The sequence below is a fragment of the Streptomyces sp. NPDC008121 genome (assembly GCF_042957155.1).
Classification (GTDB): Bacteria; Actinomycetota; Actinomycetes; order Streptomycetales; family Streptomycetaceae; genus Streptomyces.
Map to the genome: position 1 here is coordinate 482,320 of NZ_JBIBHT010000002.1, position 26,432 is coordinate 508,751.

Annotated in this window: 28 protein-coding genes; 12 read left to right on the top strand and 16 right to left on the bottom strand. The window is 72.7% G+C overall.

Annotation, left to right across the window (positions count from 1 at the left end):
• Nucleotides 1-50 precede the first annotated feature (50 nt).
• The 4 genes from ACFZBD_RS07700 to ACFZBD_RS07715 all read left to right on the top strand — a co-directional run bounded on the left by ACFZBD_RS07700 (nt 51) and on the right by ACFZBD_RS07715 (nt 4,139).
• Complete coding sequence (locus tag ACFZBD_RS07700; protein WP_391137161.1) at nt 51-767, top strand: NAD(P)H-dependent oxidoreductase; 717 nt, start codon at nt 51-53, stop codon at nt 765-767.
• 46 nt (nt 768-813) lie between these two features.
• Nucleotides 814-2,091, top strand: coding sequence for a VWA domain-containing protein (locus ACFZBD_RS07705; protein WP_391137164.1), 1,278 nt, complete (start codon nt 814-816; stop codon nt 2,089-2,091).
• Entirely contained in the window at nt 2,091-2,945 is an 855-nt protein-coding gene (locus tag ACFZBD_RS07710) for a hypothetical protein (RefSeq protein ID WP_391137167.1), read from the top strand. Before ACFZBD_RS07705 ends, ACFZBD_RS07710 begins: the two co-directional genes overlap by 1 nt.
• A gap of 84 nt (nt 2,946-3,029) precedes the next feature.
• Nucleotides 3,030-4,139 (top strand): DUF6183 family protein, encoded by a 1,110-nt coding sequence (locus ACFZBD_RS07715; protein ID WP_391137170.1) that lies wholly within the window; start codon nt 3,030-3,032, stop codon nt 4,137-4,139.
• 115 nt (nt 4,140-4,254) lie between these two features.
• Here the strand turns inward: ACFZBD_RS07715 and ACFZBD_RS07720 are convergent, their stop codons facing one another.
• From ACFZBD_RS07720 to ACFZBD_RS07730, 3 genes are all read right to left on the bottom strand, one after another.
• A complete protein-coding gene (locus tag ACFZBD_RS07720) occupies nt 4,255-4,872 on the bottom strand; it encodes a hypothetical protein (RefSeq protein WP_391137173.1) in 618 nt (205 codons plus the stop codon).
• Nucleotides 4,873-5,120: 248 nt separating this feature from the next.
• Nucleotides 5,121-6,413 carry a YncE family protein gene (locus ACFZBD_RS07725; RefSeq protein WP_391137176.1) on the bottom strand — a complete coding sequence of 431 codons (1,293 nt, stop codon included), beginning with the start codon at nt 6,411-6,413 and terminating at the stop codon, nt 5,121-5,123.
• A gap of 156 nt (nt 6,414-6,569) precedes the next feature.
• The gene (locus tag ACFZBD_RS07730) at nt 6,570-7,136 is read right to left on the bottom strand and encodes a dihydrofolate reductase family protein (protein ID WP_391137178.1); all 567 of its coding nucleotides are present in this window, start codon (nt 7,134-7,136) and stop codon (nt 6,570-6,572) included.
• Between the two features lie 159 nt (nt 7,137-7,295).
• Here ACFZBD_RS07730 and ACFZBD_RS07735 point away from each other — a divergent pair, with 159 nt between their 5' ends.
• Complete coding sequence (locus ACFZBD_RS07735) at nt 7,296-8,000, top strand: NAD(P)-binding domain-containing protein (RefSeq protein WP_391138527.1); 705 nt, start codon at nt 7,296-7,298, stop codon at nt 7,998-8,000.
• 88 nt (nt 8,001-8,088) lie between these two features.
• Here the strand turns inward: ACFZBD_RS07735 and ACFZBD_RS07740 are convergent, their stop codons facing one another.
• Nucleotides 8,089-8,412 carry a hypothetical protein gene (locus ACFZBD_RS07740; RefSeq protein WP_391137181.1) on the bottom strand — a complete coding sequence of 108 codons (324 nt, stop codon included), beginning with the start codon at nt 8,410-8,412 and terminating at the stop codon, nt 8,089-8,091.
• A 168-nt stretch (nt 8,413-8,580) separates the two neighbouring features.
• Between ACFZBD_RS07740 and ACFZBD_RS07745 the strand changes: the two genes are divergently transcribed.
• Complete coding sequence (locus ACFZBD_RS07745) at nt 8,581-9,021, top strand: OsmC family protein (RefSeq protein ID WP_391137184.1); 441 nt, start codon at nt 8,581-8,583, stop codon at nt 9,019-9,021.
• Nucleotides 9,022-9,157: 136 nt separating this feature from the next.
• Complete coding sequence (locus ACFZBD_RS07750) at nt 9,158-9,718, top strand: DJ-1/PfpI/YhbO family deglycase/protease (protein ID WP_391137187.1); 561 nt, start codon at nt 9,158-9,160, stop codon at nt 9,716-9,718.
• A gap of 65 nt (nt 9,719-9,783) precedes the next feature.
• Here the strand turns inward: ACFZBD_RS07750 and ACFZBD_RS07755 are convergent, their stop codons facing one another.
• The 5 genes from ACFZBD_RS07755 to ACFZBD_RS07775 form a co-directional block, all read right to left on the bottom strand.
• The gene (locus ACFZBD_RS07755; protein ID WP_391137190.1) at nt 9,784-10,278 is read right to left on the bottom strand and encodes a hypothetical protein; all 495 of its coding nucleotides are present in this window, start codon (nt 10,276-10,278) and stop codon (nt 9,784-9,786) included.
• Between the two features lie 73 nt (nt 10,279-10,351).
• Complete coding sequence (locus ACFZBD_RS07760; protein ID WP_391138529.1) at nt 10,352-11,614, bottom strand: DUF6357 family protein; 1,263 nt, start codon at nt 11,612-11,614, stop codon at nt 10,352-10,354.
• 156 nt (nt 11,615-11,770) lie between these two features.
• Nucleotides 11,771-12,448, bottom strand: a complete 678-nt coding sequence (locus ACFZBD_RS07765) for a DUF4253 domain-containing protein (RefSeq protein WP_391137193.1) — start codon at nt 12,446-12,448, stop codon at nt 11,771-11,773.
• Between the two features lie 351 nt (nt 12,449-12,799).
• Nucleotides 12,800-13,597 (bottom strand): hypothetical protein, encoded by a 798-nt coding sequence (locus ACFZBD_RS07770; RefSeq protein ID WP_391137196.1) that lies wholly within the window; start codon nt 13,595-13,597, stop codon nt 12,800-12,802.
• A gap of 127 nt (nt 13,598-13,724) precedes the next feature.
• On the bottom strand, nt 13,725-15,218 hold the full coding sequence (locus ACFZBD_RS07775) for a carboxylesterase family protein (protein ID WP_391137199.1): 1,494 nt from the start codon (nt 15,216-15,218) through the stop codon (nt 13,725-13,727).
• A 156-nt stretch (nt 15,219-15,374) separates the two neighbouring features.
• On the opposite strand from ACFZBD_RS07775, the gene ACFZBD_RS07780 reads away from it, so the two are divergent.
• Nucleotides 15,375-15,734, top strand: a complete 360-nt coding sequence (locus ACFZBD_RS07780; RefSeq protein ID WP_391137202.1) for a hypothetical protein — start codon at nt 15,375-15,377, stop codon at nt 15,732-15,734.
• A 117-nt stretch (nt 15,735-15,851) separates the two neighbouring features.
• Here ACFZBD_RS07780 and ACFZBD_RS07785 read toward each other — a convergent pair whose 3' ends face one another.
• The 4 genes from ACFZBD_RS07785 to ACFZBD_RS07800 form a co-directional block, all read right to left on the bottom strand.
• Nucleotides 15,852-16,262 (bottom strand): DUF4440 domain-containing protein, encoded by a 411-nt coding sequence (locus ACFZBD_RS07785; protein WP_391137205.1) that lies wholly within the window; start codon nt 16,260-16,262, stop codon nt 15,852-15,854.
• Nucleotides 16,259-16,789, bottom strand: a complete 531-nt coding sequence (locus ACFZBD_RS07790; protein WP_391137208.1) for a GNAT family N-acetyltransferase — start codon at nt 16,787-16,789, stop codon at nt 16,259-16,261. The genes ACFZBD_RS07785 and ACFZBD_RS07790 overlap by 4 nt, the downstream gene beginning before the upstream one ends.
• 65 nt (nt 16,790-16,854) lie before the next feature.
• Nucleotides 16,855-17,373, bottom strand: coding sequence for a DUF664 domain-containing protein (locus ACFZBD_RS07795; protein WP_391137212.1), 519 nt, complete (start codon nt 17,371-17,373; stop codon nt 16,855-16,857).
• Between the two features lie 55 nt (nt 17,374-17,428).
• A complete protein-coding gene (locus ACFZBD_RS07800) occupies nt 17,429-18,925 on the bottom strand; it encodes an ROK family protein (protein ID WP_391137215.1) in 1,497 nt (498 codons plus the stop codon).
• A 135-nt stretch (nt 18,926-19,060) separates the two neighbouring features.
• Between ACFZBD_RS07800 and ACFZBD_RS07805 the strand changes: the two genes are divergently transcribed.
• The gene (locus tag ACFZBD_RS07805; protein WP_391137218.1) at nt 19,061-20,476 is read left to right on the top strand and encodes a sulfatase-like hydrolase/transferase; all 1,416 of its coding nucleotides are present in this window, start codon (nt 19,061-19,063) and stop codon (nt 20,474-20,476) included.
• Nucleotides 20,477-20,621: 145 nt separating this feature from the next.
• On the opposite strand, the gene ACFZBD_RS07810 is transcribed toward ACFZBD_RS07805, so the two are convergent.
• The gene (locus ACFZBD_RS07810) at nt 20,622-20,993 is read right to left on the bottom strand and encodes a cupin domain-containing protein (protein ID WP_391137221.1); all 372 of its coding nucleotides are present in this window, start codon (nt 20,991-20,993) and stop codon (nt 20,622-20,624) included.
• Between the two features lie 496 nt (nt 20,994-21,489).
• Between ACFZBD_RS07810 and ACFZBD_RS07815 the strand changes: the two genes are divergently transcribed.
• The 3 genes from ACFZBD_RS07815 (at nt 21,490) to ACFZBD_RS07825 (ending at nt 24,072) form a co-directional block, all read left to right on the top strand.
• Nucleotides 21,490-21,927 carry an SPW repeat protein gene (locus ACFZBD_RS07815; RefSeq protein WP_391137224.1) on the top strand — a complete coding sequence of 146 codons (438 nt, stop codon included), beginning with the start codon at nt 21,490-21,492 and terminating at the stop codon, nt 21,925-21,927.
• Between the two features lie 215 nt (nt 21,928-22,142).
• On the top strand, nt 22,143-22,496 hold the full coding sequence (locus ACFZBD_RS07820) for a DUF805 domain-containing protein (RefSeq protein ID WP_391137226.1): 354 nt from the start codon (nt 22,143-22,145) through the stop codon (nt 22,494-22,496).
• A 283-nt stretch (nt 22,497-22,779) separates the two neighbouring features.
• Nucleotides 22,780-24,072 (top strand): GNAT family N-acetyltransferase, encoded by a 1,293-nt coding sequence (locus tag ACFZBD_RS07825; protein WP_391137229.1) that lies wholly within the window; start codon nt 22,780-22,782, stop codon nt 24,070-24,072.
• Nucleotides 24,073-24,145: 73 nt separating this feature from the next.
• Here the strand turns inward: ACFZBD_RS07825 and ACFZBD_RS07830 are convergent, their stop codons facing one another.
• Together ACFZBD_RS07830 and ACFZBD_RS07835 are read right to left on the bottom strand one after the other, a co-directional pair.
• Complete coding sequence (locus tag ACFZBD_RS07830) at nt 24,146-24,670, bottom strand: GNAT family N-acetyltransferase (RefSeq protein WP_391137232.1); 525 nt, start codon at nt 24,668-24,670, stop codon at nt 24,146-24,148.
• A gap of 71 nt (nt 24,671-24,741) precedes the next feature.
• Nucleotides 24,742-26,415, bottom strand: coding sequence for a hypothetical protein (locus tag ACFZBD_RS07835; RefSeq protein ID WP_391137235.1), 1,674 nt, complete (start codon nt 26,413-26,415; stop codon nt 24,742-24,744).
• Nucleotides 26,416-26,432: the final 17 nt, after the last annotated feature.

A 26,432-nucleotide genomic window follows, 5' to 3' on the forward strand; every position in this document is an offset into this window, starting at 1 on the left:
GGGCTGAGGAGGCTTGCGTCCGGTGCCCCCATCCCGCGAGGAGACGGCCGATGCCGGCGACTGCGTACCGCTACGACGATCTGCGCGCCCTGTACCTCAATTGCACGCTCAAGCGGTCCCCCGAGACGAGCAACACCGAGGGGCTGATCGAGCGCAGCCGGGCCGTGATGGAGGCGCAGGGGGTGGCGACGTCGCTGGTGCGACCGGTCGACCTCGACCTCGCGACGGGTGTGTGGCCGGACATGACCGAGCACGGCTGGGAGACGGACGCCTGGCCGGAGCTGTACGAGCGGGTGATGGACGCGGACATCCTGGTGCTGTGCGGTCCCATCTGGCTCGGCGACAACAGTTCCGTGATGAAGCGGGTCGTGGAGCGGCTGTACGCGTGTTCCAGCCTGCTCAACGGCGAGGGACAGTACGCCTACTACGGGCGGGTCGGCGGCTGTCTGATCACCGGGAACGAGGACGGGGTCAAGCACTGTGCGATGAACGTCCTGTACAGCCTCCAGCACCTGGGCTATGTCATCCCGCCGCAGGCGGACGCGGGGTGGATCGGCGAGGCCGGCCCCGGGCCGTCCTACCTGGACGCCGGGTCGGGCGGCCCCGAGAACGACTTCACCAACCGCAACACGTCGTTCATGGCGTGGAACCTGATGCACCTCGCCGCGATGATCAAGGCGGCCGGCGGCATCCCCGCGCACGGCAACCAGCGCACCGCCTGGGACGCGGGCTGCCGGGCCGACTTCCCCAACCCCGAGCACCGCTGAACCCTCGCGTTTGGATTGTCGGACGATCATCCCTACGATCCGGCAGATGATCACGAGAAAACGGCTGGCGACCGGGGCTTGCGCGCTGCTCGCCGCCCTGGCCGTCGGGCTCGTCCCCTCCGGCGCGGCCGCCGACGAACCGGCGGCCGAGGCGTCCCCCAAGGTCGAGCTGGTCCTCGACGTCAGCGGCTCGATGCGGGCCCGCGACATCGACGGCCAGTCCCGGATGGCGGCCGCCAAGCAGGCGTTCAACGAGGTGCTCGACGCGGTACCGGAGGAGGTGCTGCTCGGCATACGCACGCTCGGCGCCGACTATCCCGGGCAGGACCGCAAGAAGGGCTGCGAGGACACCCGGCAGCTCTACCCCGTCGGCCCGCTCGACCGGACCGAGGCGAAGACGGCCGTGGCCACCCTGGCTCCCACCGGCTGGACGCCGATCGGGCCCGCCCTGCTGGGCGCGGCCGAGGACCTCAAGGGCGGTGACGCCACCCGCCGGATCGTGCTCATCACGGACGGGGAGGACACCTGCGCCCCGCTCGACCCCTGCGAGGTGGCGCGGGGCATCGCCGCGCAGGGGATCCATCTGACCATCGACACCCTCGGCCTGGTGCCGAACGCCAAGATCCGCCAACAGCTCACCTGCATCGCGGAGGCGACCGGCGGCACCTACACCTCGGTCCGCCACACGGAGGAACTCTCCAAGCGCGTCCGGCAGTTGGTCGACCGCGCGGCCGACCCGGTGGTCACCCCTGTCGCCACCGAGGGCGCCGACAGGTGCGCGGCCGCACCGCTGCTCAAGCCCGGCCTCTACACCGACCGCGAGACCTTCGGCCAGCACCGCTGGTACCGCGTGGACGTGCTGCCCGGTCAGGAACTGCGCGCCTCGGTCAGCATCTCGGCCGACCGCGCGGTGAACGACGACTACGGCGTGCTGACGCGCGCGGTGACCGTGCACGGACGGGAGATCGTCCGCGGGTCGGAGGCGGGCGACGGACGCACGGACGTGATCTCGACCGGTCTGCGCTATCCCAAGCCCCCGCGCGACGACGCCGACGGGGACGACGGCAAGCCGGCCGCCGAGACCGTCTGTCTCCAGATCGGCAACTCCTTCTCCGCGCCCCCTTCGGTGAAGACGACGCCCGGCATGCCGATCGAGCTGGCCGTCGACGTGGTCGACGCGCCCGACGAGGCGTCCGACGTGGCCGCCTTCGGTCTCGGGCGCGGCTGGTGGCTGCTCGGCGTGCTCGTACTGGCCGGTTTCGTGGGTGGCCTGCTGTGGGGCTGGCTGTCCCGCTGGCGCGTCGCCGTCTGGAGGACCAACTGATGCGTAGCGTACGCACGCTGACCGCCGCACTGCTGGCGGGCACCGCCCTGCTCGGTACGGCCGGACCCGCCCTCGCCGACTCGCCGACCCCGGCGGCCACCTCCACGGAGGCAGCCGGCGGGAACGAGGCGGACGGGAGCGCCCCGGCCCCGACGGAGGCGGGCACCACCTTCCGTACCGCCGCCGCGTTCCGGCAGGGGCAGCAGGCGACTGCCGAGGCCTCCACCGGCGACTACCTCTACTGGGTCTTCCCGGCCGACAGCGGGCAGCGCCCGACCGTGACCGCCTCGGTCACCCTGCCCGAGCCGGCCGCCCGGCACGGCGCGTCGACCTGGCGGATCGACGTCTACGACGGTCTGCGGCGCCGCCAGCCGTGCGTGTACGGCATGCAGTCCAGGGTCGCGGCGAAGGAGGCCGCGACGGTCGAGCTCGCCTGCACCCTGCGCACCGTCCGCCCCTGGGCGGAGACCTGGGACGAGGATCCGCTGCCGGGCAGCTACTACGTACGGCTGACGGTGACCGGTCTCCCTGAGGAGGACCTCGGCCTGCCGTTCACCACGAAGGTCGGCGCGGTCTCCACCGAGCGGGGCGGCGCGTACGCCGGCGGCGGATCGCTCGCCGCCCCGCTCGTGCCCGGCGCCACCACAGCGGACGTCGCGGAGGCCGACGCCGACGCGGGCAAGCCGTCCGTGGTCGAGGCCCGCGCGCCCGAGGACGGCTGGTCCTCCGGCTGGTGGTCCGACCGCTGGGTGTGGACGGCGGTGGGCGGAGTGCTCGGCGCGCTCGCCGGGATCGGCGGCTACACCCTGACCCGCGGCGCGGGCCGCCCCTCACGGATCCCGCCGGCCGCCTGAGACGGACGAGCGGCCACGGCGCCCCCGTGGCCGCTCCCGCCCCGACGGGCCGACGGCTCGGGGCCGGCCCGTACGCTGCTCACCATGCCCACACCGTCCCCCCTGCCCGACGACGCCTCCCTCCGGGTCCACGCCGTCACCGACCCCGAGCGCCTCTACACCCTGGCCACCGACCCCGCCAGGACGGCCCGTTCGTGGTACGACCACGAGATCGTGCGCCTGGTCGTCGTCCTGACGGGCCATCACGGGCAGGCCGCCACGGACTGGGCGGTACGCCTCGGGGAGCACGCGGCCCGGCAGGGCGACGCCCCGGGGGCACGCCGGTTGACGCGACGGATCGCCTGGGAGCTGGTGCGGCGCCCCGGATCGGCCGCGCTCCGGCCGCACTTCGAGGCGCCGCCCGAGCGGCCGGACGCACCCGAGACGGAGTTCCACGCCTGCCTGCTCCAGGAGATGGCCCTGCGCTGGGGTCTGCGCGAGGAGCCGTACCTCGGCTACGGGACACGGCTGCGGACCCTGGGCCATCCGCTCGCCTGGCTGCCGCTCACCTCCCTGTACGCCGAGCACGCGATGCGCGAACGGGCCCCTCTCCAGGGCTCCATGCTCGGCTCCCTCACCCCCGAGGAGCTGTACGACCGCTATCCGGGCATACCGCCGACCGAGGCGGGCGCGGCCGCGGGCCGGGACGCCGTACCGACGCCGGACGAGGGGCGTGCCGCGACGGTCGAGGCCCCGTTCGCCGGATTCGGTGCGGCCGAGGCGCTGTTCTTCGCCCTGCCCCGCCCGCTCGATCCCGCCGACTTCAACGCCTCGTTCCTCACCTCACTGCGGGCGCCCTGCCTCGGGGGCCTCGTCCCGGACACGCTCGCGGCCGCGCACACCACCGTCGACGACGCGGCCGGAGACCTGTTCGTCGGAGCCTTCTCGGGCGGCGTCTGGGGGGACGGCGGGGAGCAGGGCGCCTACGCCAGGCTGCTGACCTGGCGCGCGCTGTACGCGCTGATGGATCTGGACCCCGCCGTCCCGCAATCCGAGGCGGTGCGCCGCGCGGCCGAGCACCGCTGGCTGCGGCTGGCCGCCCGGCGCGGGGCGGGCGACCGCTGGTTCCACGGGGACCTGTCGGACACCGCGTTCGCCGTGCTCGACCCGTCCCGCACCCGGGTCGCGGTGGTGGCGGCCACCGACACCGACTGACTGACCCTTGGGCGACCGCCTTTCGCGTCGGCGTCGTGGTGTCGTCGTGGCGTTGACCGTCGACGGTCGTCGGTGTGCGGCGCCGGTCGTGGCGGGGCGCGCTCGGAGGCCGTCGTCAGCGTGGCGCCGAGCGGGTGCGGCGGGGCCAGCCGTAGCCGTCGATGAACTGGTCGAGGACGGGTGAGCTTCCGGTGGCGAGCAGGACGCAGGCGTCGATGCCGTCCGCGAAGGAGGCTTCGGGCCCGCCGACGGCCCGTGCCATCCGCTCCTGTGAGCTGACGCCGATCAAGCCGCCGTCGACCACGTGCTGCCACACCGTGGCGTAGCGCCGGCCGGGCATGACCAGTTCGGCCGTACCGGCCGCGGGGCGCGGGCCGGGGAACCGCAGGTGCAGTTTGAGCAGGGGGTCGTGGCCGCCCATGCCGGACCAGCCCGTGGCGATCTCCATCCGGCCGTACGTGTCGGCGGCGCCGGCCTCGTCGAGGAGCGCGAACGCCTCCCGCAGCTGCGGGGCGGCGCCGAAGGTCCGCTCGTCCTCGTGGACGTAGACGACGAAGAGGGGGTCGAGGGGTTCGAGGCCGGATCCGTCGCCGGCCGCCATGGTGCCGGCGGCGGCGACGAACACCGTTCCCGCCAGGAAGTCCTGACGGTGTCTCGCCTCGTCCTCCGGTGTGAACGACGTCTTGCGCAGCAGGGGCTCATGAGTGGGCCGTGTCGGCTCGTCCTGGTTCACGGCCGGGACACTTCCCCTCGCCCACCGCCGTACACCTCCGGTACGCCCGGGCGCGCCCCTGTGCCTCCGCACGCCGGGCGCATCGGGGTTGGACCCGTGACGCCGGCGGGACGACGTCCGCCACGGCCCGGGGTTCCTCAGCGTGCGGGCGCGGCCGGGGCTTCTCGGCGTGATGGCGCGGCCCGGGGTTTGTCAGCGTGCGGGCGTGGCCCGGGTTTGCCAGCGTGCGGGCGCGGCCCCGGGGTTTGTCAGCGTGCGGAGGGGCCGCTCCAGTCGGCGGGGACGCGGGCGAGCCTGACCCGCTGCGGGTGGTCGCCGACGGCGACTTCGGCGACCTTGCGGCCGGTGGCGAAGTCGATGGCCGTGACCCGGTCCGCGCCGCTCTCGGAGATCACGCAGGCGCGGCCGTCGCCGCTGACGGTCGCCCAGTAGGGCTTGGACGCCGGGACCAGCGGACCCTCCCGCAGGGTGGTGCGGTCGACGACGGTGGCGTAGTCGTCCATGGTGCCGGCGACACAGAGACGGCTGCCGTCCGGGCTCATCGACATGCCGTGGTGGCGGGAGTCGTTGACCCAGGTCGTACGGTTCGGGTCGGTCTCGGGGTTCTTGGGAAGCTCCTTGACGCGGGTGATCCGGTCGGTGGCGACGTCGTACTCGACGAAGCCGTTGAAGAAGGAGACCTGGAAGTACATTTTCGACTCGTCGGGGCTGAAGGCCACCGGACGTACCGCGTCGGACAGGTCCTTGCGGCCGAAGGCGTCGAGCCGGGCGCGCATGTCGACGACCCGTACGGTCTCGAAGGTGCGGGCGTCGACGACGGTGATGCGGCGGTCGCCCTTGGTCCAGTCGAGCCAGGGTTCGTCCAGGGCGGTGGTCACCTCGCCGATGGCCATGTTCCAGAGGTGGCGGCCGTCGGCGCTGAAGATGTTCTCGTGCGGTTTGTCGCCGGTGGCGAACGAGCCGAGTTGCCTGCCCGTGACGATGTCGAGGACGTGCACGGTGTTGGAGGTGGAGGCGGAGACGGCGACGCGGGTGCCGTCGGGAGAGACAGCCATGTGGTCGGAGCGGAAGCCCGAGACGGGGAAGCGCCAGTTGATCGCTCCGGTACGGAGGTCGAGGGAGACGACGTCGGCGAAACTGGGCCGGGAGACGACCATCGCCGAGCCGTCGGGCGTGGCGTACATGTCGTCGACGAACTGGTCGTGCCCCTCGCCGGGGCCCTGCCGGATGCCGAGGAAGAACGCCAGCTTGATCGGGTTGAGGCCGATCTCCCACATCCGGCGCTCACGGTCGGGTATGACGTTGATCCGTCCGATCCGCCGGAAGTCGCCGGTCGACTCGATGACGTCGGCCGTGCCGTCCCAGTTGTTGCCGACGAACATCACCTCCCGCAGGCCCTGGGAGGCCGGGACGCCCGTGGTCCCCGTGCCGCCGGGGGCCGCGGCCACGGTCGAGCCGCTGCCGACGGCGAGCGCGAGGGTGGCGGCGAGGGAGCCGAGCAGGAGGCGGCGCGTGCCACGACCTGTGCGGGGAGCGGACATGCGTGGTCCTTCCGGGAGTACGTCAACGGCCCCGACTCCCGCGCGGCGACAGCGAGTTACCCCGAGTAAGTCGAGTTACTCGAAAGTAGGCATTCGTCGCTCCCGCCACAAGAGTGCGTACGAAACTCCCCGTCCGCCTGCCGCCCGGAGCGCGCCCTAGCGGACGCGTTCGTAGTGCATGAGGACCACGCCGTTCCCGAAGGTCCGGGTCTCCGCGAGGCGGAGGGTGGTCGTCGCGTCGGTCGGGGGAAAGAGCGGCTTGCCCCGCCCGATGAGGACGGGATGCACGTAGAGGCGGTAGGCGTCGATCAGGTCGTGTTCCCTGAACGCGGCCGCCAGGTCCGCCCCGCCGAGGGCCAGGTCACCGCCCGGCGCCTCCTTGAGCGCCCGGATCTCGTCCGCGTCGACGCTCCGCACGATGGTGGTGTTCCAGTCGGCGCGTTCGAGGGTCGTGGAGTAGACGGTCTTCGGCTTCGTGCGCCAGATCTCGGCGAACTCCACCATCTCCGGGGAGCTCGCGGGGTCGCTGTCGGCCGTGGGCCAGAAATCGGCCATCAGCTCGTACGTCACCCGGCCGTCGATGAAGCCGGCCACGGCGGCCATCTCCTCGTTGAAGTGCCGGTGCAGCTCCGCGTCGACCATGTGCCAGTCGAGCGATCGGTCCGGCCCCTCCATGTAACCGTCGAGCGAGACCGACATGTACAGGATGATCTTTCGCGCCACGGCTCGGTCTCCCTCTCCTCGATCGCGCCCCGGCCGACAGTAGCCGCAGGGGACGGCGCCGGGGGCGAGCCACGCCTCCCGCACCGGGTGATCCTCCCGCCGGCCCTACAGCGTGCGGACGGAGCGGGGGAATAGGTGCACAGGGTCGGCAGTTCTGGCCTGGCGTGGCACTCGGCCGCACCCGGTTCGGAAGGAAGCTCCATGAAGATCGGCATCATCGGCGCGGGCAACATCGGCGGCAACCTCACCCGGCGGCTCACCGCACTCGGTCACGACGTCTCCGTCGCCAACTCCCGTGGCCCGCACACCCTGACCGCTCTCGCCGAGGAGACCGGGGCGACGCCCGTACCCGTCTCGGAGGCCGCCCGCGGCGCCGAGATCGTCGTGGTCACCGTCCCGCTCAAGGCGGTCCCGGACCTCCCCTCCGACCTCTTCGACGGCGCGGCGGAGGGCTTCGCCGTCATCGACACCGGCAACTACTACCCCCGTGAGCGTGACGGCCGCATCGCCGCCATCGAGGACGAGGGCCTGACCGAGAGCCGCTGGACCGAACGCCACGTGGGCCACGCCGTGATCAAGGCCTTCAACGGCACCTACGCCCAGGACATCCTCGACAAGCCGCGCCCGGCCGGCGACCCCGAGCGGATCGCGCTGCCGGTGGCGGGCGACGACGAGACCGCGAAGCGGACCGTACGCGAGCTCATCGACGCCCTCGGCTTCGACACGGTCGACGCGGGCGGCATCGACGACTCCTGGCGCCAGCAGCCCGACACGCCGGTCTACGGCCTGCGCGACGGCGTCGAGGCGGTGACGAAGGCCCTCGCGGAGGCTGCGCCGGAGCGCCCGGAGGCGTTCCGCGGCTGACCGCGGTGCGAGGCCGGGCCGCTCCCCCCTCCGTGTCATCCGGCGGGATGTCCGGCCGTCCCGCCGGACGTCGCTCCCGGTCGCCGGGCTACGCGCGGCGGGCGCGGGCGGGCCCTCCGGCCCGGTCGGCGGGCGCGGCAGCACGCGCGGAACGCGCCGCCCGGACGGAGCGGACGCCCGCGCCCGCCCGGTGCAGCGCCCGGCCCGCGGAGCAGGTGCGCAGCTGGGAGCGGGAGAGACGGGCCCGCTGCCCACCGCTGGTGATCAGGGCGTTCACCGGCGTCATCGGGTCGGCGCCGACCGTCTTGGCCAGCAGGACGCCGACGACCAGGGGAACGAGCGCCACGGCCAGCGCCGAGCCGGTGGTGGTGACGTGCTGCATGCGGCGGTCGCGCCGGTTCTCCGAGGTCATGCACCGATTCCACCAGCGCGGCCACGTCCGGGGATGGGGCGCCGTACTCAGTCCGTACGTACGCGGCTACTCACCCGGGGATCCGCGCGCCCCCTTGGCGGCCCGGAGCGGGTGGGGTTGCGTGGACGGACGACCACCACGCACCCGAGCCGAGGAGCACCGCCGAACATGGCCGACTACCGCATCGAGACCGTCCGCAACGGCTACCGCGACTGGACCGCCCGGAACGACCGGGGCGCCGAGGTACGGATCGGGGCGGCGGACGACACCTCGACCCAGCCGTCGTTCACCCCGGTCGAGCTGCTGCTCGCGGCGATGGGCGGCTGCGGCGGCCTGGTGATCGACCGCACGGCGCGCGCGGTGGACCACGACGAGCTGCGGATCGTGGTGGAGTCGGTCTCGGGCCCCGAGGACGAGGGGCGGGTGGGCCGGATCAGGGTCAGCTACGAGTTCGAGCTCCCGGAGAGCAACCCGAAGGCCGCCGAGGTCTTCGCCCGTGGCGTGCGGCTCACGCACGAGAAGCACTGCACGGTGAGCAGGACCGTGGAGCACGGCGCGGCGGTGGAGGCGGTCCTGCCGGACGGCACGGTCGGATTCCGGGCCGGCTGACGGCGTCGCCACCCGGATTTTCCGACGCCTGGGGCCCGGGTGCCCACACGCTTCCGAAGTGTCCCGGTTTGGGATCGCGTCTGGTGGTGACACGAAAGGGGTGACAGCGACGCCTGCGATCAAGGAGGACACGGCCGTGACCCTGGACGGAAAGCACGTACTCGTCATGACGACGAACTACGGCACGGAGCAGGACGAACTGAAGAAGCCGGTGGAGGCGCTCCGCGAGGCCGGCGCGCAGGTCACCGTGGCGGCCCAGCAGGCCGAGCCCGTGGAGACGCTGGTCTCCGACCGGAAGCCGGGCGAGAAGATCCTTCCGGACACGACGTACGGCGAGGTGACGGCCGAACGGTTCGACGCGGTGGTGATCCCCGGCGGCACGGTCAACGCCGACAACCTGCGGCTGGACGAGACGGCGTGCCGCCTGGTCGAGTCCTTCGCCGGGGCCGGCAAGCCGGTGGCCGCGATCTGCCACGGTCCCTGGCTGCTCGTCGAGACCGGCCTGGTCAAGGACCGGGAACTCACCTCGTACGCCTCACTGCGCACCGACGTGACGAACGGGGGCGGAAAGTGGGTGGACCGCGAGGTCGTCGTCGACTCGTCGAACGGCTTCCACCTGATCACCTCACGCAACCCGGGCGACCTGGAAGCCTTCTCGGGAGCGATCATCAAGGCGCTCGGCGGGACGCCGTCCTGAGCGACGTACCCGGCGTGCGGGAGGCCGGCTTCCCGCACGCCGCCGTAACGGGCCACGATTCATGATCACAGGGATGTGTCGGGCCTGAACGCGTACGTCCGAAGCGGATCCAGATGGAGTTCGTGCGGCCCCATGCAGTCCGCGGCAAGCGTGGCCACGCCCGCCCCGCACACGCACGTCATGTTGAGGCCTCCCGTTCCGAGAGGTCCACAGCAACCGTGGTGCATACCCAGAGAGCCGGCCAGCCGCAGGCTCGGCGCGTCCTCCGGGTGCACGATGGCAGAGTCCCGGGGGCCGGCGGGCACCATGTCGGTCATGGCGGGCGGCATCAGAAGAGCCCGGTTCGCAGGTGCGGACACCGCCCGGGGGACTGGGGCCACGAAGGGGGCGCCCCAGGGTTCGGGGTCGATGGCGTAGCTGCCTCGCGGGACTGTCGAAGGCGCGAGCCGCGTATCGCCGTGCCAGTCCGTGTCGCGTAGCGAGACGTCCGGGACGCCGTGCAGCTTCTGCAGGTCCGGGGTGAGTTCGGCACCGCACTTCGCGCAGGAGAAGACCGTCATGCAACCGTTGTATCTCACTGAACCTGACGGGTTCGACGAGGTGTACGGACGCGTGCGCGGGCTCCCGCTGGGACTACCGGGCGTTGCGCCGCCGACGCGCGCGCTCGAAATCGGCGACGTCCGACATCCAGGGGCCGTGCTGGTCGAGTGCGGCGCAGCCGCCGCGGACGAAGGCGCTCACCAGGTTCCGGTATCCGCCGATCCCGTCGACCAGGCTGTACTCGACCTGGTACTCCGGTTCGGACCCGTCTCTCCCCTCGCGCAGGGTCGTGATCCGGGCGATGGAGTCGGCGTAGAAGTGGAGCTGGATCCCTTCGCCCCTCTCCTCGTCCTCGATGGTGAACACTTCGTTGTCCGCGGCAGAGCGGTCGCCGACGAACTCCCAGAACTCGGCGGCGGCCGTGCGGGGGCCGTCCCGTAGCCACCTCTTCTCGACGCCCTTGTCGTCGGTGAAGGACAGGGCGGTCTTCCGCGCACTTCCGCCGGATTCGGCGCGGTGGTCGGCAGCCTCTTCGTCATCCTCCATGGGTGTGTTCCTGGAGCGCTCCGCGGCCTCCGAGCACATCAAGAAGCTGACGGTACGCACCGCGTCATCGACGAGCTCAGGGTGTGCACGGCGCACGGCCGCTTCGACCGTCGTCTTCATCCGATCCCAGTCGCGCTTGTCCGTGGCGCGTTTTCCCCGTCGCGGGTCGCGGCCGATCCGCATCCCGGCGCAGGCCTGCTCCGCGGTGGCGATCACCCGCGTGACCTCGGGCAGCAGCGCGGGGGCGACGGCATCGGGTATCCGCCGCGGGATCGTCGCGCCGTGCAAATACTGGCCCGTGTATCTCAGGATCGCGGCGTCGAGCGGACCGAGCACTGCTCCGCGCTCGGCGCGACGGCGGTTCGCCTGGTACTCCTGCGCTCGTTTCCCATCTGACGTCTCCGTGGCCGTGCGCATCGCCGCGCAGACCTGGCCGCGCTCCAGCAGCGCGATGTCGGCCCCGTGGGCGACGAGCCGGCTCCTGTCCCACCCGATGCGCTGGAAGAGCGCGTCGACGTCCGCGGGCGCGGCGAGGAGAATCGGGTCCAGGAGCGCGACGGCAGCGTTCTCGTCGAGCCGGCCCCGGGTTCCGGCGGCGTCGCACAGCGGAAGGACCGCGCTCCACAGCAGCAGGTGTCGAGCCAAGTCCTCCCGGATCACCCCAAGATGCGCTTCGCTGATCGGGAACGTGAACGTGCGAGGCTCGTGGTTGGCGTCGGCCCCCGCACCGAGCATCAGCTTCAGCTCGCCGTCCTCGCGGATCACGTTCGGGATCCAGCCGCTCCGGCGCGTGAAAACGACGTCTCTCATGAACTCAGGCTTCCCCGTCCTGGCACCGACCGGCATCACGGCGATGTCCATCGACACCACGCGGTCGACGAAGGCTACCTGGTCACCGACAGAGGCCCCCGAGTGCTTTTGCTCGGGCATGCGCGCAGTCCTCGACCCGCCGTTCTCCGGGCAGGGTCAGTCCCACCAGAAGTCCCAGCGGTGGGCGCCGATGATCCAATCGGCGTACGCAGTCAGTGTGTACGGTCTGCTGCCCTGCCAGATGTTGTCCGGGCAGAACCCGAAGTGCTCGGCCGCAACCAACAGAGCCTCACGTTCGCTCACCGGTGGCGCAGCGACACTGAGGTGCAACGTGGAGAACCCGACCGCGACGACACGGGCGCCGAACCGGTGCTCCCAATCCCGGATGACCGCGGAGAACTTCGCCGTGTCGTTGTCGTAGTTGCAAGGCCCGGCCCAACCCACGGCCGTCAACGCTTCCGCACCGGACTCTGCGGCGACCAGCCCCAGTCGTACCTGTGCGCGGTCGGCGAGGAATGCCTGTGCAAACTCGGAGGCCGATCGCTCCGGACTCGTTGCAGTCCTCCTGCTGGGCGCGGGGCCGGGCCAGACCTGCCCGAAGGGCGCCGTGACGGCGAGGCGCCCGTCGGCGCCAAGGATGTCGCCCTCTTCGTCGACGGCCGTGTAGGTCGCCCACCACCCTGCGAGGAGGCCGGCAGGGTCGTGGCCGGCCGGGGAGGACATCTGGTCGGGGAAGAGCTCCCCGGATCCCCACGGGCGACATGCGCCGTCGTTCGGATCCAGTGCGTCGAGCAGCAGCGGCCACAGGCCGGAGCGTGGGTGTTCGGCGTGCATCCGCGTCCACAGCTCAGCCGTGGCCGGCCCGTCACTGAGCCACAGGGGCTGTACGTCTCCGCCCCCTTCGTCCGACGTGACCATCCGACCCGGGGGCAGCAGGCCCCGAGGGCTCAGCGGAGATCCAGGATGCATGCGGCAGATGCTACTGCTGCGACCGGTAGCCATCACCGAGAGCCCCGATCACTCGATGCAGGTCCGCTGAACGTCTGCCGGATGCCTCCCTGGTCGGGCCTCGGTCCGGCAGCGGCCGGCCAGCCGAGAGCGCCGGCCACGGCCGGTACGGACTGCGTGCCGCCCCGCCCTGCCCCGCACGCAGGACAGGGCGATGGCAGAACGAGCCTCCAGAGGTCAGAGCGTGAGCACCGGTCGGGTGGAGAAGTCCTCGTAGAGGTCGTCACCGTCCGGGCCGTACACGAACTCGGCCATGGAGGGGTTGCGGTGGGCGGTCGCCAGGGGCAGCCACGCCAGCACATGGCCGTACCCCCCGCACACCGACTCGCCACCGTCACCGCCATGGGCGGCAGTGACGTCGCTCGACAGTTCCGTGCGGTAGGTGTCGTAGGCGATGCGCAGGCCGAAGGCGCTCAGCTGCTCGTGCGGGCCGGTGCGGTCGCCGTAGGGAATGCGGTCGAGGGGGCAGTCGTCACCCCAGCGGAACAGAGTGTCCGCGCCGGCTCCGCAGGCGTGCTCCCATTCGTCGGAACTTGGCATCCGTAGGCCACGGGCCGCAAGGACGGTCGGCATGTCGGCAGGCAGGCCGGTCAGATTCTTGTCCTCCACGGCCATCAGCACCGTAGGCAAGACGACGCTCCGGCGGGGGCTGAGTACCCGCGCGAGGTGGGTCCGCAGATCGGGGCCGTAGCCGAACCCCTGTTCCAGGCTCTCGGCATAGTCGGCGGCCTGCTCAGGCGTCGGCTGCCAGACGTCGAGGTCGAGTCCGAGCGTGACCGCGCCGCCGGGTATCAGGGCGAACTCCTGCCCATCGCGCTCGATGCGAACCCGGTGCAGCGGAGCACCGAGATGCTCGACGGTTTCCACGACGGTCACGCGGCCACCCACCTGGTGCGCGGCCTCCTGGGCGACGCGACGTGCGGCAGGCAGCTCGAAGGACCGCCACTGGTCGAGACCGAGATCAGCGAGAGACATGGATCGCAGTGTCACACTCAGGTCTGACACGACGCGCGACCGACGAACCTCGAAGCCCCGCGGCCGCCCTCGGTGCTGCTTCGGCATCGTGGGCGCGGCCGCCGGGTTTCCCGGAACCGTTCGACCGTCAGGCCAGCCAGATCTCGCGGACCCGGCCCAAAGGGTCGGTCTCGATGCGCGGCTGCGCGTCCCACAGCATCGTGGCCCGGGCGTCCGCCGTGTAGCGCGGCCACTCCTCGCCCGGGTCCTGGTCCCGTACGAAGGCGACCCAGGCACGGTGCATCGCGTCGGCCAGCGCCTGAGGGGGCGCCTCTCCGGCCGCCGCCGTGACGCCCTCGGCGGCGAGCAGGTCGAACGCGAACGGCAGGTCGAGGCAGTGGAAGGCCGAACCGTTCACCGGCGACTCCCATCGGAACTCGTAGAGCCATGTCGGGTGTTCGCGCTCCGCGCGGGCGTCGGCGACTGCCAGGGACGGGGCGCGGAAGGTGGCGTCGGTCAGGGCCTGGCCGAAGAGCCGGTCCGGGGCTTCCGTGGCGTAGGCGGCGGTGAAGCGGTCCACCCGGGTCGCGTCCAGACCCAGTGAGCCCAGGAGGACGGGTACGGGCGGTCCGTCCGGGCCGGGCGCGGGGAAGGCGTTGAACTCGTGCGCGGTGAAGCCCAGCATCAGCGGGACGTCGGCGCCCGCTTCGCCGGTGGCCAGCGCGTCGGCGACCGGAACGGGGATCAGCTCCCCGTCCGCGAAGGGGGCCAGCGACAGCAGCGGCGGCAGTCCGGCGCGGTCGGGGCCCAGCTCCCCCAGCCGGTCCTGGAGGGCCAGGAGTTCGTCGTCGCCGAGGTCCCGCAGCGCCGCGGCGGTGGCGGGGACGCCGGTCCGGTCGGTGAAGAGCCGGGAGGCGGCCCGGGCGACCTCGGGCCCGTCCGGCCGCAGCACCGCGCCGGAGACGGAGATCGCCGACCGGAACAGTCCGCGGGCCGCCGGGACGGCCAGCAGCGTCTGCACCGCGCCGCCGCCCGCCGACTGTCCGGCGATGGTCACCTTGGCCGGATCGCCCCCGAAGCGGGCGATGTTGTCCCTGACCCATGCGAGGGCGGCGATCCAGTCGCGCACGCCTCGGTTGTCCGGTGCGCCGTCGAGGTGGAGGAACCCTTCGATGCCGAGACGGTAGCCGAGGGAGACCAGGACGACGCCGTCGCGGTTGAAGGAGGCGCCGTCGTACCAGGGGCTGGCCGCCGAACCGGCGACGTAACCCCCGCCGTGGATCCACACGAGGACCGGCAGGGCGGCCGCCGGGTCGGTGGCGGGGGTGAAAACGTTCAGATTGAGCACGCCGGCACCGGGGACGGACGGCTCGGGGATGGTGGTGACCTCGGCGAAGGGGCGGCGCTGGGCCGTCGGACCGTAGGCGGTGGCGTCGAGGGGCTCGGTCCAGGGCTCAGGCGGCACGGGCGCCGCGAACCGCAGCTCCCCCACAGGGGGTTGCGCGTACGGGATGCCCAGGAAGCGGAGGCAGTCGTCGGCGCGGCGCTCGCCGCGTACGGGGCCGCGGGTGGTGGCGACGACGACGGCTTCGGCGTCCGCCCTCCGCGAGGAGGGGGCTGGCGGGGAAGTCGGGGCGGACATGGTGAGCCTTCCTGGCCGGGGCGGCGGGTACGGGGGTCGCACGTCAAAGTGACACGTGTAACTTGGGCGTGTCAAGGCGCTCCGTCGTGTGCCGCGCGCCCCTCTCGGGTAGACCGGGTGCGAGCGATACGACGAGAGCGGGGGCGGGTCGTGGCCATGAGCGCTGACACGGCGATCGGTGTTCTGATCCTGGCCGGCGGTGCGGCCCTGATCGCGGCGGGCGTCCTCAGGAAGGGCCGCGCCGTGCAGCCGCTGTCGCCCCGGCGGGCACGTGCGGTGGACGAGCGCAGATCCGCCCGCGCCCTGCTCCGCGCGGCCGACCTGGCCCTCGCCACCGCCCGCGAAGCGGCCGGCCCCGGCGAACCGGCCATCGTGACGGTGGAGGACGTGATCCGGGTGGCCGAGGACCACTTCGGCCAGGTGGACGTCCCCCGCTCCCGGGCCGCGGCGGCCCTGCGCTGCGAGTACGAGCGGGGCGACTACGCCACGGACTGCATGACCGACGCCTACGCCTGACGAGGCCTGGGGCGGTTTTCGAAAGTCCCATCCGGCCGCGGGGCCGGTCGGCGCGGTGCCCTTGGCGGAGGCCCGCCCACCCAGGCGGTCCCGGTAGGACCCGGCGTGCGGTTCCGGCTACGCCTCCTCGGGCGGGTCCGGGACGGGTGTCGCCTGGTGGTAGTACATCCGCCATCCGTGACCGGCGCGGGCGTCGCCACGGCGCCACAGGGAACTTCGGCGCGCCCGACGTCCGTCGATCACCGTCTCGTAGGTCAGGTGGACCAGGCCGGGTGCGAGGGCGACGCCGGTCATGGCGGAGGGTTCGTAGCGCGGGGTGTCCGCCGACGCGCCGGGCAGGGCGGGGAGGGCGGCGAGCATGGTCTCGTAGGTCCAGCGGCGGCCGGAGGAGCCGATCTCGACGAAGTCGGGGTCGAGGAGTTCCGCGGCGAGCCGACGGGAGGCGCGGACGGCCGGGTCCATGAGGCGCAGCTCGGCGGCGACCGCCTCCGAGACCTCCCCCGCCTGCTCCGCCTCTGCACCGCTCACAGGGTGATCCAGTAGCGCCGCTTGAGGCCGATCTCCGTCTGCCGTACGTCCTCCAGCACACCGCCGTTGCGCTCGATCGTGCGCGCGGACGCGATGTTGTCGTCGTCGCAGGTCACAAGGAGCCGCTCGATGCCCAGGGCGCGCGCCTCGGGGAGGACCGCGCCCAGCGCCCAGGTCGCCAGGCCCCGGCGCCGTGCGGAGGGGCGGATGCTGTAGCCGACGTGGCCGCCGGCCCGCAGCAGGAAGTCGTTGAGCGCGTGGCGGAGGTCGATGGCGCCGAGATAGGCGTCGTCCTCCACGATCCACCAGTGCGTCGCACGGACCCATCCCTCGGCGAGGGGTCGCGCCGGGTCGGACTGTTCGCGCAGCCGTCGCACCCAGCCGGCAAACACGTCGGGGTTCGCGAGGACGTCCTTCCCCGCCAGGCGCATGCCTCCGCCGTCCTGCCGCGCACCCGGGGTCCACTCCTCGTGGGCTTCGAGCCAGGAGGTGTGCAGGCGTGCCGTGGGAGCGATCAGTTCGGGCATGCGGGCGACGATAACAGGGCAACGACCCCGTGATCAGCGGATATACGACACGTCGGCAGAGGTCCTTACTCGCCGGTCGTGCCGTCGATGCGCTCGCGCAGCAGGTCGGCGTGGCCGTTGTGCCGGGCGTACTCCTCGATCATGTGAGCGATCACATACCGCAGGGAGTACGTGTCGTCGCCGATGCTGCCGCAGAGGTCCAGCGACTCGGCCGCGTCCACGACGGCCCGGGCGCGGGCGCACTCCTCCTTCCACACGGCGAAGGCCTCGTCGACATCCGCGTCGTCGACGTCGAAGTCCGCCCAGTCGGTCGACCCGGCCGCCGTCCACCGGCTGGTGCTCCGCTCGCCGTTGATCACGTTCCGGAACCAGCCCCGCTCGACCTCGGCCGCGTGCCGCACCAGGCCGAGGAGCGACAGACCGGAGGGTGCTATCGCCCGGTCCTTGAGCTGTTCCGGCGTCAGTCCCGCGCACTTGAGCGCCAGGGTGTCGCGCTGGAACTGGAGCATCGCGGTGAGCGTGGCCCGCTCGTCGGCATGGCGGGGCGGCTCGGTGCGGGCGGGCGGTGTGCGGAGATCACTCATGGCGGCATCCTGTCAGGGGCCACTGACAACGCATGCCGGAGCCCGCTCCCCTTCCTCACTCCCCGCTCCTCGTGGGCGAGGGCCCCGCGTGCCCGAAGGGGCTCTTGAAGAGGGTGCTCAGCAGGACGGTGCCCGCCGCGACCGGCAGCACGGCCGGTCCCGCGTGGGGGCTGACGATGCGTTCGGGGTCGTCGCACCCGTGCGAGAACGCGAGGGCCGCGCCCCTGATCTCGTCCAGGTAGGCCGGTTCGAGGCCGCTGGCGTACTCGGTCACGACGAGCAGGTCCGGGTTGAGGACGTCGAGCAGCAGGGCCGCGGCCCGCCCCACGGCGCGGGCTCGCTCGCGCAGGAGTAGATCCGCCCGCCGGTCGCCCGCCGCGGCGGCGTCCACGACGAGGAAGACGTCGGGCTCGGGCACGATCCCGCGGCGCCGTGCCTCCTGTCCCAGCGCCGTGTCCGATGCGGTCGCCTCCAGGCATCCCGAACGGCCGCACCGGCAGGGTGCCGTGGACTCCGGTACGGGGAGGTGGGAGACGTCTCCGGCGGCCGATCCGGGGCCCTGGTGGACGACCCCGGCGATGCCGACGGCCGCGTCCACGACCGTGCCGACGAAGAGATGGACGAGGCTGCGCCGGGCGGCGGGCCTGCCGAAGAGGATCTCGGACTGGGCGATGGCCCGCGCGTGGTTGTCGATCCGCACGGCCGGACCACAGGGCCCTGCGGTGAACCCGTCCAGTCGCGCGCCGCCCCCGCTCGTCCCTGCCGTGAACCCGCCCAGTCGCGCGCCGCCCCCGCTCGTCCCTGCCGTGAACCCGTCCAGCCCAACGGCGCTCCCGCTCCTCCCGGTAAACCCTCCCAGTCCGGCGGCACTCCCGCTCGCCCTCGTCGTGAACCCGGCGATGCCCGCGCCGAGTTCAGCCGCGAGCGACCGCCCCTGCCAGCCCAGTGCGTCGTGACGTACGACCACACCGCTGGAAGGGTCGACCCAGCCGCCGAGGGCCGCGCCGATCCCGAGGAGGGGCCGGCCCTCGGTGTGGTCCGCGAGGAAGGCGCCCAGTGCGCGGGCGATCCGGGCAGGCAGCTCGCGGGGGTCGGTGCCGTCGTGCGGAAGGGCGCGGCGGGCGAGGACCCGGCCGCGCAGGTCGACCAGGCCGAAGGTCGATCCGGGGACCCCGACGTGGACGCCACCGGCGACCGGGCCGCCGTCCTCACCGAGGTGCAGGTCCACCGGGATCTGGGGGCGGCCGACGGTGCCGCCCTCCCACAGGTCGGGCCGTTCGCGCAGCAGCCCGAGGCGGGCGAGGTCGGTGGCCTGCCGGGAGACGGCGGCCGGGCTGAGCCCGGAGAGCCGCGCGATGGCTCCGCGGGAGACGGGGCCGTGGTCGAGGACGGCCCGGAGCACGGCGGCCGCGTTGGCCTCCCGGCGGCCATCGCCCGTCTTCGGCCGGCCCCCACCCGTACTCCTGGGACCTTCGCCCGCGCCGCGCACGCCACCGCCCGCTCTCTCCGGGGCGTGGCCCGCTCCCTGTGCGCCGTGCGGGGTCGTCGCCATCGGAGGCCTCTCTGCGCGGCGCGGTCGTCGACCGCCTCTGGCGGCGACATTACTTCCGCTGCGAGAATAATCCCCCGCCCGCCCTCCTACGCCGTCGTCCACCGATATGTCCGACCCGTCGAAGGGAATCCCCTGGTGCACCCGAGCGCCCCGCCCCATGTGATCGTCGTCCTCACCGACCAGCAGCGCTGGGACACCACCGGCGCGCACGGCAATCCGGCGGGGGTGACCCCGGAATTCGACCGGATGGCCCGCGAGGGCACGCTGGTCGAGCAGGCGATCACCCCCAACCCCGTCTGCGCGCCCGCTCGTTCCTCGCTCCAGACCGGTTGCTATCCGACGCGGACGGGGGTGTTCCGCAACGGTCTGCCGCTGCCCGCCGACGTCCCCACGCTCGCGGGGGTCTTCGCCGAGGCCGGGTACGTCACCGGCTACATCGGCAAGTGGCACCTCGCGGGCGAGGAGCACCCGGACGGGCCCGTGCCGGCCGAGCGGCGCGGCGGCTACCGGAGGTGGCTCTCCTCCGACCGGCTGGAGTTCACCTCGGACGCCTACCGCACGGTCGTGTACGACGAGGAGGGCGAGCCGGTCCGGCTGCCGGGCTACCGCTCGGACGCGCTGGTCGACGCGGCGATCCGGTTCGTCGCCGACCACCACGACCGCCCGTTCCTGCTGTTCCTCTCACTCCTCGAGCCGCACCACCAGAACCCGACCGACGACTATCCGGCGCCGGTCGGGTACCGGGAGCGGTACGAGGGGCGTTGGCTGCCGCCGGATCTGGCGGCGCTCAGCCCGGGCGCCCCGCAGGGAGGCGCCCACCGCCATCTCGGCGGCTATCTCGGGCAGATCAAGCGGGTGGACGAAGGCGTGGGCCGGCTGCGCGACACGCTGCGCAGCCTGGGGATCGAGAAGGACACGATCCTGGCCTGGACGGCCGATCACGGTTCGCACTTCCGTACCCGCAACGGCGAGTACAAGCGTTCCGCGCACGAGGCGTCGGTGCGGGTGCCGTTCGCGATGACGGGGCCCCGTTTCCGCGGCGGCGGGCTGATCCGGCAGCCGGTCGGCACGGTCGACCTGATGCCGACGCTCGTCGAGGCCGCGGGGCTCGCGGTGCCGGACAGTGTGCAGGGCCGGTCCCTGCTGCCCCTGATCGGGGGCGGGACCGATCCGGAGCGACCGTGGTCGGTCCTCGTCCAGATCAGTGAGGACCAGGTGGGCCGTGCGGTCCGCACCGACCGGTGGAAGTACGTGGTGACGGCGCCGCCCGGCGTCGACCCCTGGCGCCACGCGGAGGCCGACCGGTATCGGGAGACGGAGTTGTACGACCTGGCCGCCGACCCCTACGAACTCGAGAACCTCGTGGGCCTGACCTCGCACCGGGTGGTCGCGGACGGGCTGCGGGACACCCTGGCCGAGTGGCTGGCGCGGGTCGAGGGTGTGAGGCCGGTGATCGAGTCGGCGGCGCCGCGCACCCTCGACGGGCGCGGCCCGGACACGCTGCCCGCGGGACTGCCGTGGGAGGGAGTGCGGTTCGGGCACGCGTCCTGAGGCCGTCGCCGGCCGGACACCACGCGTTCGGAGACGAGAGGGGCGGAGAAGGCCGCACCGACGGACGCCACGGCGCCCGGGGCCCGGGGCCCGGGGGGAGACCCGCGGTACGGGCGGAGGGGAAGGGGGGCGGCGCCGTCGGGTGTCAGCCGTCCTTGCGCACGGCGTAGTCGCCGAAGCCCGCCCAGTCCAGGACCACGCACGCTTCGTCGCCGAGGACCCAGGCGTCATGCCCGGGGGTGACCGTGAAGTACTCTCCCGGGCCCACTTCCCCGGTCTCGCCGTCGTCCATGACGATCTTCATCCGGCCGCTCGCCACGTATCCGACGTGGGACGCCTGGCAGGTGTCGGTGCCGGCGATCGGCTTCACGTGCTTGGTCCACTGCCAGCCGGGCTCGAACACGGCACGGCCCACCGGTCCCTGATCGGTGGTGAGTAGGTCCAGCCTGCCCATGCCGCCCTCGAAGGGGCGGGTCTCGTCTGCGGAGTCGAAGCTCCTGGACATGATTCCGGTCATGGTCATCCGCCTCCCGGCGGTGGACGTGGAGCAACCCCGAGTCCACTTCCAGGCTACGCCCGAAGGCCGCCGCGGCGGACGTCGAAGCGGACGTCGAGGGGGACGCGTGGATACCGCGAAACCAGGGGCCGGTGATCAACGGACGTCCTCCACGGAGGGCGTCGAAGGGTGCTCGTGCGTTCGGCGTCGCCTCCGCAGGCCCCTCCCGCAATCGCCGACCCCGACGGGCACAATCCGGAGATCATGACGCGCCCTTACAGCCGGTAGACCGCCGACGCCGCTTATAGAGCTCTCCGGAGGTTTTCGCAACCTTTCGGCGGTCATTCACTGAGCGGTCACTTTCTTGGTGGATCCCCGCACATCCCCCGACTCATTTCTGTACAGATCCCTATCGGACAGACCTACACATAAAGCCCAGATAAGAGCACAATGAAAGCGCGGTACGTTGCCGCACAGCATGGTCGGACGTGCATGACGCCAGAAGGAGGCGAGTCGTATGTCTGACGTCTCTCACCGCCCCGGTGATATGCGGGGCCACCCCGACGCACCGGAAATGCGGGACCGCTACTCCCGGATGCTGCAGACCCGCGGCGTCACGGCGGTCGAGGAACTGGTGATCCTGGCCGGTGTATGGGCCGCGATCTCCCCGTACACGGTCCACTTCGCAGCCGCGACCCCGGATCTCGCCATCAGCAACCTGATCGTCGGAATCGCCCTGGCGGTCGTCGGCCTGTGCATGTCGATCGCCCCGGAGCGAACGGGAGACCTCAATCTCGCCGTTCTGTTGATGGGCGCCTGGCTGATCATCTCTCCGTGGGTGGTCGCAAGGGACGCAGGCACCGGCGCGATCCTCAGCAATGTCATCACCGGCGCGTGCGTGTGCCTCTTCGCGCTCACGGCGGGCGGTCTGCTCATGAGCAAGAGAAGGACGTGAGGAGTTCCTGACCTCCCCCGGACGGCGTCGCATCCCATGGATGCGACGCCGTTCTCCGTATGCCCGACCACAGGGCGCAAATCCAGACAGATCCCCGCCCAACACCCCTTCCCAGGTAACGAATTGACCCACGCCGTTTCAGCCACATAAGTTCTGCGTAAGCTTGCTCCACAGGGACAGGCTCCCGCTCACATCCCAGTCCTTGGGGGGACGAAGTGAACTGGTACCTCGACGTTCTCAAGAAGTACGCCGTATTCAGCGGCCGGGCGCGCCGTAAGGAATTCTGGATGTTCACGCTCTTCAGCGTGCTCATCAGCATCGTGCTCACCATCATCGACAGCATGCTGGGAATCCAGCTGCTCAGCCTGATCTACTCGCTGGCCGTGCTGATCCCGACGCTCGCCGTCTCGATCCGCCGCCTGCACGACACGGGCCGCTCCGGCTGGTGGATCCTCATCGGTCTGATCCCGCTCGTCGGCGCGATCATCCTCATCGTCTTCTACGCGAGTGAGGGCAACCAGACCGAGAACGCCCACGGCCCGAACCCGAAGCTCGCGCCCGCGTACTGAAGGTAGCGCCGACGGTCCGGTCGACGTCGCACCCAGAAGCCCCCGGAAGGTTCCTTCCGGGGGCTTCGTGCGTGCCCGTCCGGCTCCGCGTCCGGCTCCCCGGACGGTCCCCACCCCCCCCTCCGTGAGGCTCGCGCGTCCCGAGTGCAGGCCGAGACCGGCCCCCACAGACCAGTGACGGTTCGTAGCATTCGCCGCGGCCGCCTTGTGCACTCCGGCGCACGACCGGGGTCCCCGGCCGCCCCTAGCCTCGCCGCATCAGTACGAACGAGGGGCGGTACCGGTGAACTGGCTCATCCATGACTACCGCGAGAGCGATCTCGCCGCGGTCGTCCACCTGATCGACACCACGGCCGAGCTCGGGCAGGAGTCCGTCTTCTCCCTCGCCGAGTGCATCGGCGCCCTGACCTCCCGCCAGCCCGCCGTCGTCGCCGTCCACCAGGGCGTGCCCATCGGGGCGGCCCTGGCCTGCGTGGCGGGCGAGCGGGCCTGGGTGATGCGGATCGCCATCGCCTCCGCGTGGCGCGGCCGCGGACTCGCCAGCGCGCTGCTGGTCGAGCTGGAGCGGCGGCTCGTCGCCGCGCGGGTGGGACGCATCGCGTACGTCCTGCCCGAGGAGGACCTGCTCGGCGAGGGTCTCCTCAACGCCGGCTACACCCGCCAGCCCGCCGTGGCCTACTTCGAGAAGGTCGAGCCGCTGCACGGGCCCGCCGCCAATCTCCTGGACGACCTCGGCGGACGGCTCCTCCCCGGCGATCTGTGGGCCAAGGTGGCCGGCATGGAGCGCGAGAAGGACCTGATCGAACGGCGGGTCGTGCTGCCCCTCGCCGAGCCGGAGCGCGCGGCGCGGCACGGCGTGCGTCCACCGCGCGCCGTGGGCCTCTTCGGCCCCCCGGGGACCGGGAAGACGACGTTCGCACGCGGGATCGCCTCCCGGCTCGGCTGGCCCTTCGTGGAGATCCTGCCGTCGCGCCTCGCCGACGAGGGCAATCTCGCGGCGGCGCTGCGGGACGCCTTCGCCCGGATCGCGGAGCTGGAGCGGGTCCTGGTCTTCATCGACGAGGTGGAGGAGATCGCCCCGGTCCGCCAGGAACCCGCGCAGCCCGGCGGGATGCACGGAGTCACCAACGAACTGCTCAAGCTCATCCCCGGCTTCCGGGAACGGGACGAACGGCTCCTGGTGTGCGCCACCAACTCGATCCGCTCCCTCGACCCCGCCTTCCTCCGCCCGGGCCGGTTCGACTACCTCATCCCGATCGGTACGCCGGACAAGGCGGCCCGCGCCGCGATCTGGGGGCGCTACACCGACGGCAGGACCGATGTGGACGTCGACGAACTCGTGGTGGCGAGCGAGTTGTTCACGCCCGCCGACATCGAGCACGCGGCCCGGATAGCCGCCCAGAACTCCTTCGAGCGCGACCTGGTCGCCGTCGGAGCGCGCGGCGGTGCCGACGAACGGGTGCCGGGCGCGACGACCGCGGACTACCTGGCGGCCATCGCCGAGTGCCGGCCGACCGTGACGTCGGAGATGATCACGCAGTTCGAGTCGGACATCACCACGCACGCGCGGTTCTGACGTCGCGGCGGGGAGCGGCACCGGGGCCGCCGGATCGGTGATGGGTGGCGAGTGACTGGCGGTGGGTGGTGGCTCAGGCGGGGTCGGGGCGCTTCCGGTAGAGGACCTGGTGGGCGTCGAACTCCACGAAGGAGGCGGCGTGGGTCATGCCGATCCCCTCCAGGAGCCGCCGGGAGCGGTCGTTCGCCTCCTGGGTCACCGCGACGACGCTCGGCGCGCTCTCCAGGGCGCGGTCGACGGCGGCGCCGACGGCCTCGCGGGCGTAGCCGTGTCCCCAGTGCTCGGGCAGGAACTGGTAGGAGACCTCGGTCTCCCCGTCCCGGGCGTCCGGCTCCAGGGTCACGAGCCCGAGCAGCGCCCCGTCCGACGACCGGACCACGGCGTGGACGCCGGGTGCGCCGACGATCCGCCGCTGCCGGATGCGTACGACCTGGTCGGCGACCGGCCCTCCCAGGTGGTGGCGGACCAGCGGATCGGTCCACAGGCGCGTGACGGCCGGTACGTCGCCCGTCCGTACGGGCCGCAGCAGCAGGCGTTCCGTGGTGAACGCCGTCCGATCGGCTCGGTCGCCCGCGGCCGGGGCGGAAGAGGTGGCCATACTCCGATCATGGCACTGCCCTCCCCCCTGCCGCGCCCCACCCCGGGCGGCGGCTTCGGGGGTACGGCGGGTCAGCGCATCCGGCGCCGCAGGGCGGCCAGCGCCCCTGGCTGGCGGCCCGGCACCTGTCGGCGCAACGCGTAGAGGACAGGGCCCAGTTCACCCGCGCGGGCGGGGTCCTCGATCTGCTCCCACTGGTGGTGGGCGCGGTCGACGGCGCCTTCGACATCGGGGTCGCCGGGCCCCTGGCGCAGTCCGAGGCGGGCCTGCGCGGCGGAGATCCACAGTTCGCAGCTGCGGGCCGGGTCCCCTGCCAGCCGGGCGAGGTCGGCGCGCACCTCCATCCAGTGCACGGCCTCCTGCGAGCGGGCGCCGTGCCTCCGCAACGCCTCCCTCTCCCAAGCCGCGGCCACCGCGATGGCCTCCCCGTGCCGGCCCGCCTGCGCGGCGGCCAGGATCTCGCGATGGGGGTCGTGGGCCGGGGCGGGCGAAGCGGGCACGGTCCCGTTCCCTGCGGGCGCCCCGCCGTCGGCGCCCCGGCCCGGACCGGCCGGCGCACGGCCGGTTCCGCGGTGGTCCGCGGCCTCCTCGACGCCGGGGGCGTGCGCCTCCGCGGGCGCGGGTGCGCCATCGGCCGGGTGCGCCACCACCGCGCTCCCCCCGGCCGCCACCACGTCGGCGACGGCGTGCCCCGCACCGTCCGCCGCCGCGACGGCGGGCGCGGTCAGGGGCGCGGGGTTCGCCGTGGCGGGCCCGGTGGCCGGTGGCCGGCCGGCTGACGTCGCCTCCTTCACGCGGGCGGTGGTGAGCCGCATCGTCCGGCCGGCCGAGACGGGCGGCACACCGGCCGCCCCACCGGACACGGCGCTCTGCCCGCCCGGGAACGAGGGCGCATCGGGAAACGGCCCCGGGCCGGCCGCCGGGACCGGTCCCTGCGCCTGCCCCTGCGCCGGCCCCTGCGCCGAGCCCCGCGCGAAAGCCAAGGCCGGCGCCGGCGAAGCTGCCGGGGCGGGCGGCGCCACGGGAGCCGGCGCATGAACCACCACCGGCGAAGCTGCCGGGCCGGGCGACACGACCGGTCCCCGCGCGTGGGGCTCAGGGGTCAGCAGCAGGGCCCCGCCGCCGCCTTCGTCGGCGACGGCCTCCGCCGCGCGTCGGTGGAGGTCGGCGAGCGAGGGGCGGCCGCCCGAGCGCCAGACGGTGGCGAACGTACGGAGGTACTCCGGTGTCGCCGGTTCACCGCGCCGGGGTGCCGGGGCGACGCGGCCGTACAGCAGCGGGCCGGACCCCAGGAAGAGGAGGCCGGGGGCGGCGGTCAGGCGCTGCCAGAGCTCCGCCTCCGCGACCAGGTCGGCCACCACCGTCGTCGTTCCCGGCGCACGGACGGCGAGTTCGCCCGCCAGCCAGTGCCACGGCAGGCCGGTGTACCGCAGCGTGGTCGTGGTGGTGCGGGCGAGTGCCAGGTGGGGCAGGTGCTGGCGGCGGTCCAGATGGAGCTGGCCCGCGAGGTAGACCGCCAGCGGTCCCGGCGTCGCCGCCGCCGCGCGCAGCCGGGTCAGCACGGTCTGCGGGTCCAGCGGATCGGCCAGTTCGACGACCGTCGCCGCCGGCGTGCCGGTCAGCACGCTCGGCGGCACCGCCGCCAGCGCCGGCAGGACGGACGCCGCGTCCATCGCCCGTCCGCGCCCCGCCGGCGCCGCCGCCAGCAGCACCGCCGTTCCCACCGTGTCCACCGCGTCGCTCACCACAGCAGCACCGTAAC

What these genes read in the sequence shown, in the direction of transcription:
- ACFZBD_RS07700 (WP_391137161.1), top strand. Translation starts at nt 51, where the DNA reads ATGCCGGCGACTGCGTACCGCTACGACGATCTGCGCGCCCTGTACCTC.
- ACFZBD_RS07705 (WP_391137164.1), top strand. Translation starts at nt 814, where the DNA reads ATGATCACGAGAAAACGGCTGGCGACCGGGGCTTGCGCGCTGCTCGCC.
- ACFZBD_RS07710 (WP_391137167.1), top strand. Translation starts at nt 2,091, where the DNA reads ATGCGTAGCGTACGCACGCTGACCGCCGCACTGCTGGCGGGCACCGCC.
- ACFZBD_RS07715 (WP_391137170.1), top strand. Translation starts at nt 3,030, where the DNA reads ATGCCCACACCGTCCCCCCTGCCCGACGACGCCTCCCTCCGGGTCCAC.
- ACFZBD_RS07725 (WP_391137176.1), bottom strand. Translation starts at nt 6,413, where the DNA reads ATGTCCGCTCCCCGCACAGGTCGTGGCACGCGCCGCCTCCTGCTCGGC.
- ACFZBD_RS07740 (WP_391137181.1), bottom strand. Translation starts at nt 8,412, where the DNA reads ATGACCTCGGAGAACCGGCGCGACCGCCGCATGCAGCACGTCACCACC.
- ACFZBD_RS07745 (WP_391137184.1), top strand. Translation starts at nt 8,581, where the DNA reads ATGGCCGACTACCGCATCGAGACCGTCCGCAACGGCTACCGCGACTGG.
- ACFZBD_RS07755 (WP_391137190.1), bottom strand. Translation starts at nt 10,278, where the DNA reads ATGACGGTCTTCTCCTGCGCGAAGTGCGGTGCCGAACTCACCCCGGAC.
- ACFZBD_RS07760 (WP_391138529.1), bottom strand. Translation starts at nt 11,614, where the DNA reads ATGAGAGACGTCGTTTTCACGCGCCGGAGCGGCTGGATCCCGAACGTG.
- ACFZBD_RS07765 (WP_391137193.1), bottom strand. Translation starts at nt 12,448, where the DNA reads ATGCACGCCGAACACCCACGCTCCGGCCTGTGGCCGCTGCTGCTCGAC.
- ACFZBD_RS07770 (WP_391137196.1), bottom strand. Translation starts at nt 13,597, where the DNA reads ATGTCTCTCGCTGATCTCGGTCTCGACCAGTGGCGGTCCTTCGAGCTG.
- ACFZBD_RS07775 (WP_391137199.1), bottom strand. Translation starts at nt 15,218, where the DNA reads ATGTCCGCCCCGACTTCCCCGCCAGCCCCCTCCTCGCGGAGGGCGGAC.
- ACFZBD_RS07780 (WP_391137202.1), top strand. Translation starts at nt 15,375, where the DNA reads ATGAGCGCTGACACGGCGATCGGTGTTCTGATCCTGGCCGGCGGTGCG.
- ACFZBD_RS07790 (WP_391137208.1), bottom strand. Translation starts at nt 16,789, where the DNA reads ATGCCCGAACTGATCGCTCCCACGGCACGCCTGCACACCTCCTGGCTC.
- ACFZBD_RS07795 (WP_391137212.1), bottom strand. Translation starts at nt 17,373, where the DNA reads ATGAGTGATCTCCGCACACCGCCCGCCCGCACCGAGCCGCCCCGCCAT.
- ACFZBD_RS07800 (WP_391137215.1), bottom strand. Translation starts at nt 18,925, where the DNA reads ATGGCGACGACCCCGCACGGCGCACAGGGAGCGGGCCACGCCCCGGAG.
- ACFZBD_RS07810 (WP_391137221.1), bottom strand. Translation starts at nt 20,993, where the DNA reads ATGACCGGAATCATGTCCAGGAGCTTCGACTCCGCAGACGAGACCCGC.
- ACFZBD_RS07815 (WP_391137224.1), top strand. Translation starts at nt 21,490, where the DNA reads ATGTCTGACGTCTCTCACCGCCCCGGTGATATGCGGGGCCACCCCGAC.
- ACFZBD_RS07830 (WP_391137232.1), bottom strand. Translation starts at nt 24,670, where the DNA reads ATGGCCACCTCTTCCGCCCCGGCCGCGGGCGACCGAGCCGATCGGACG.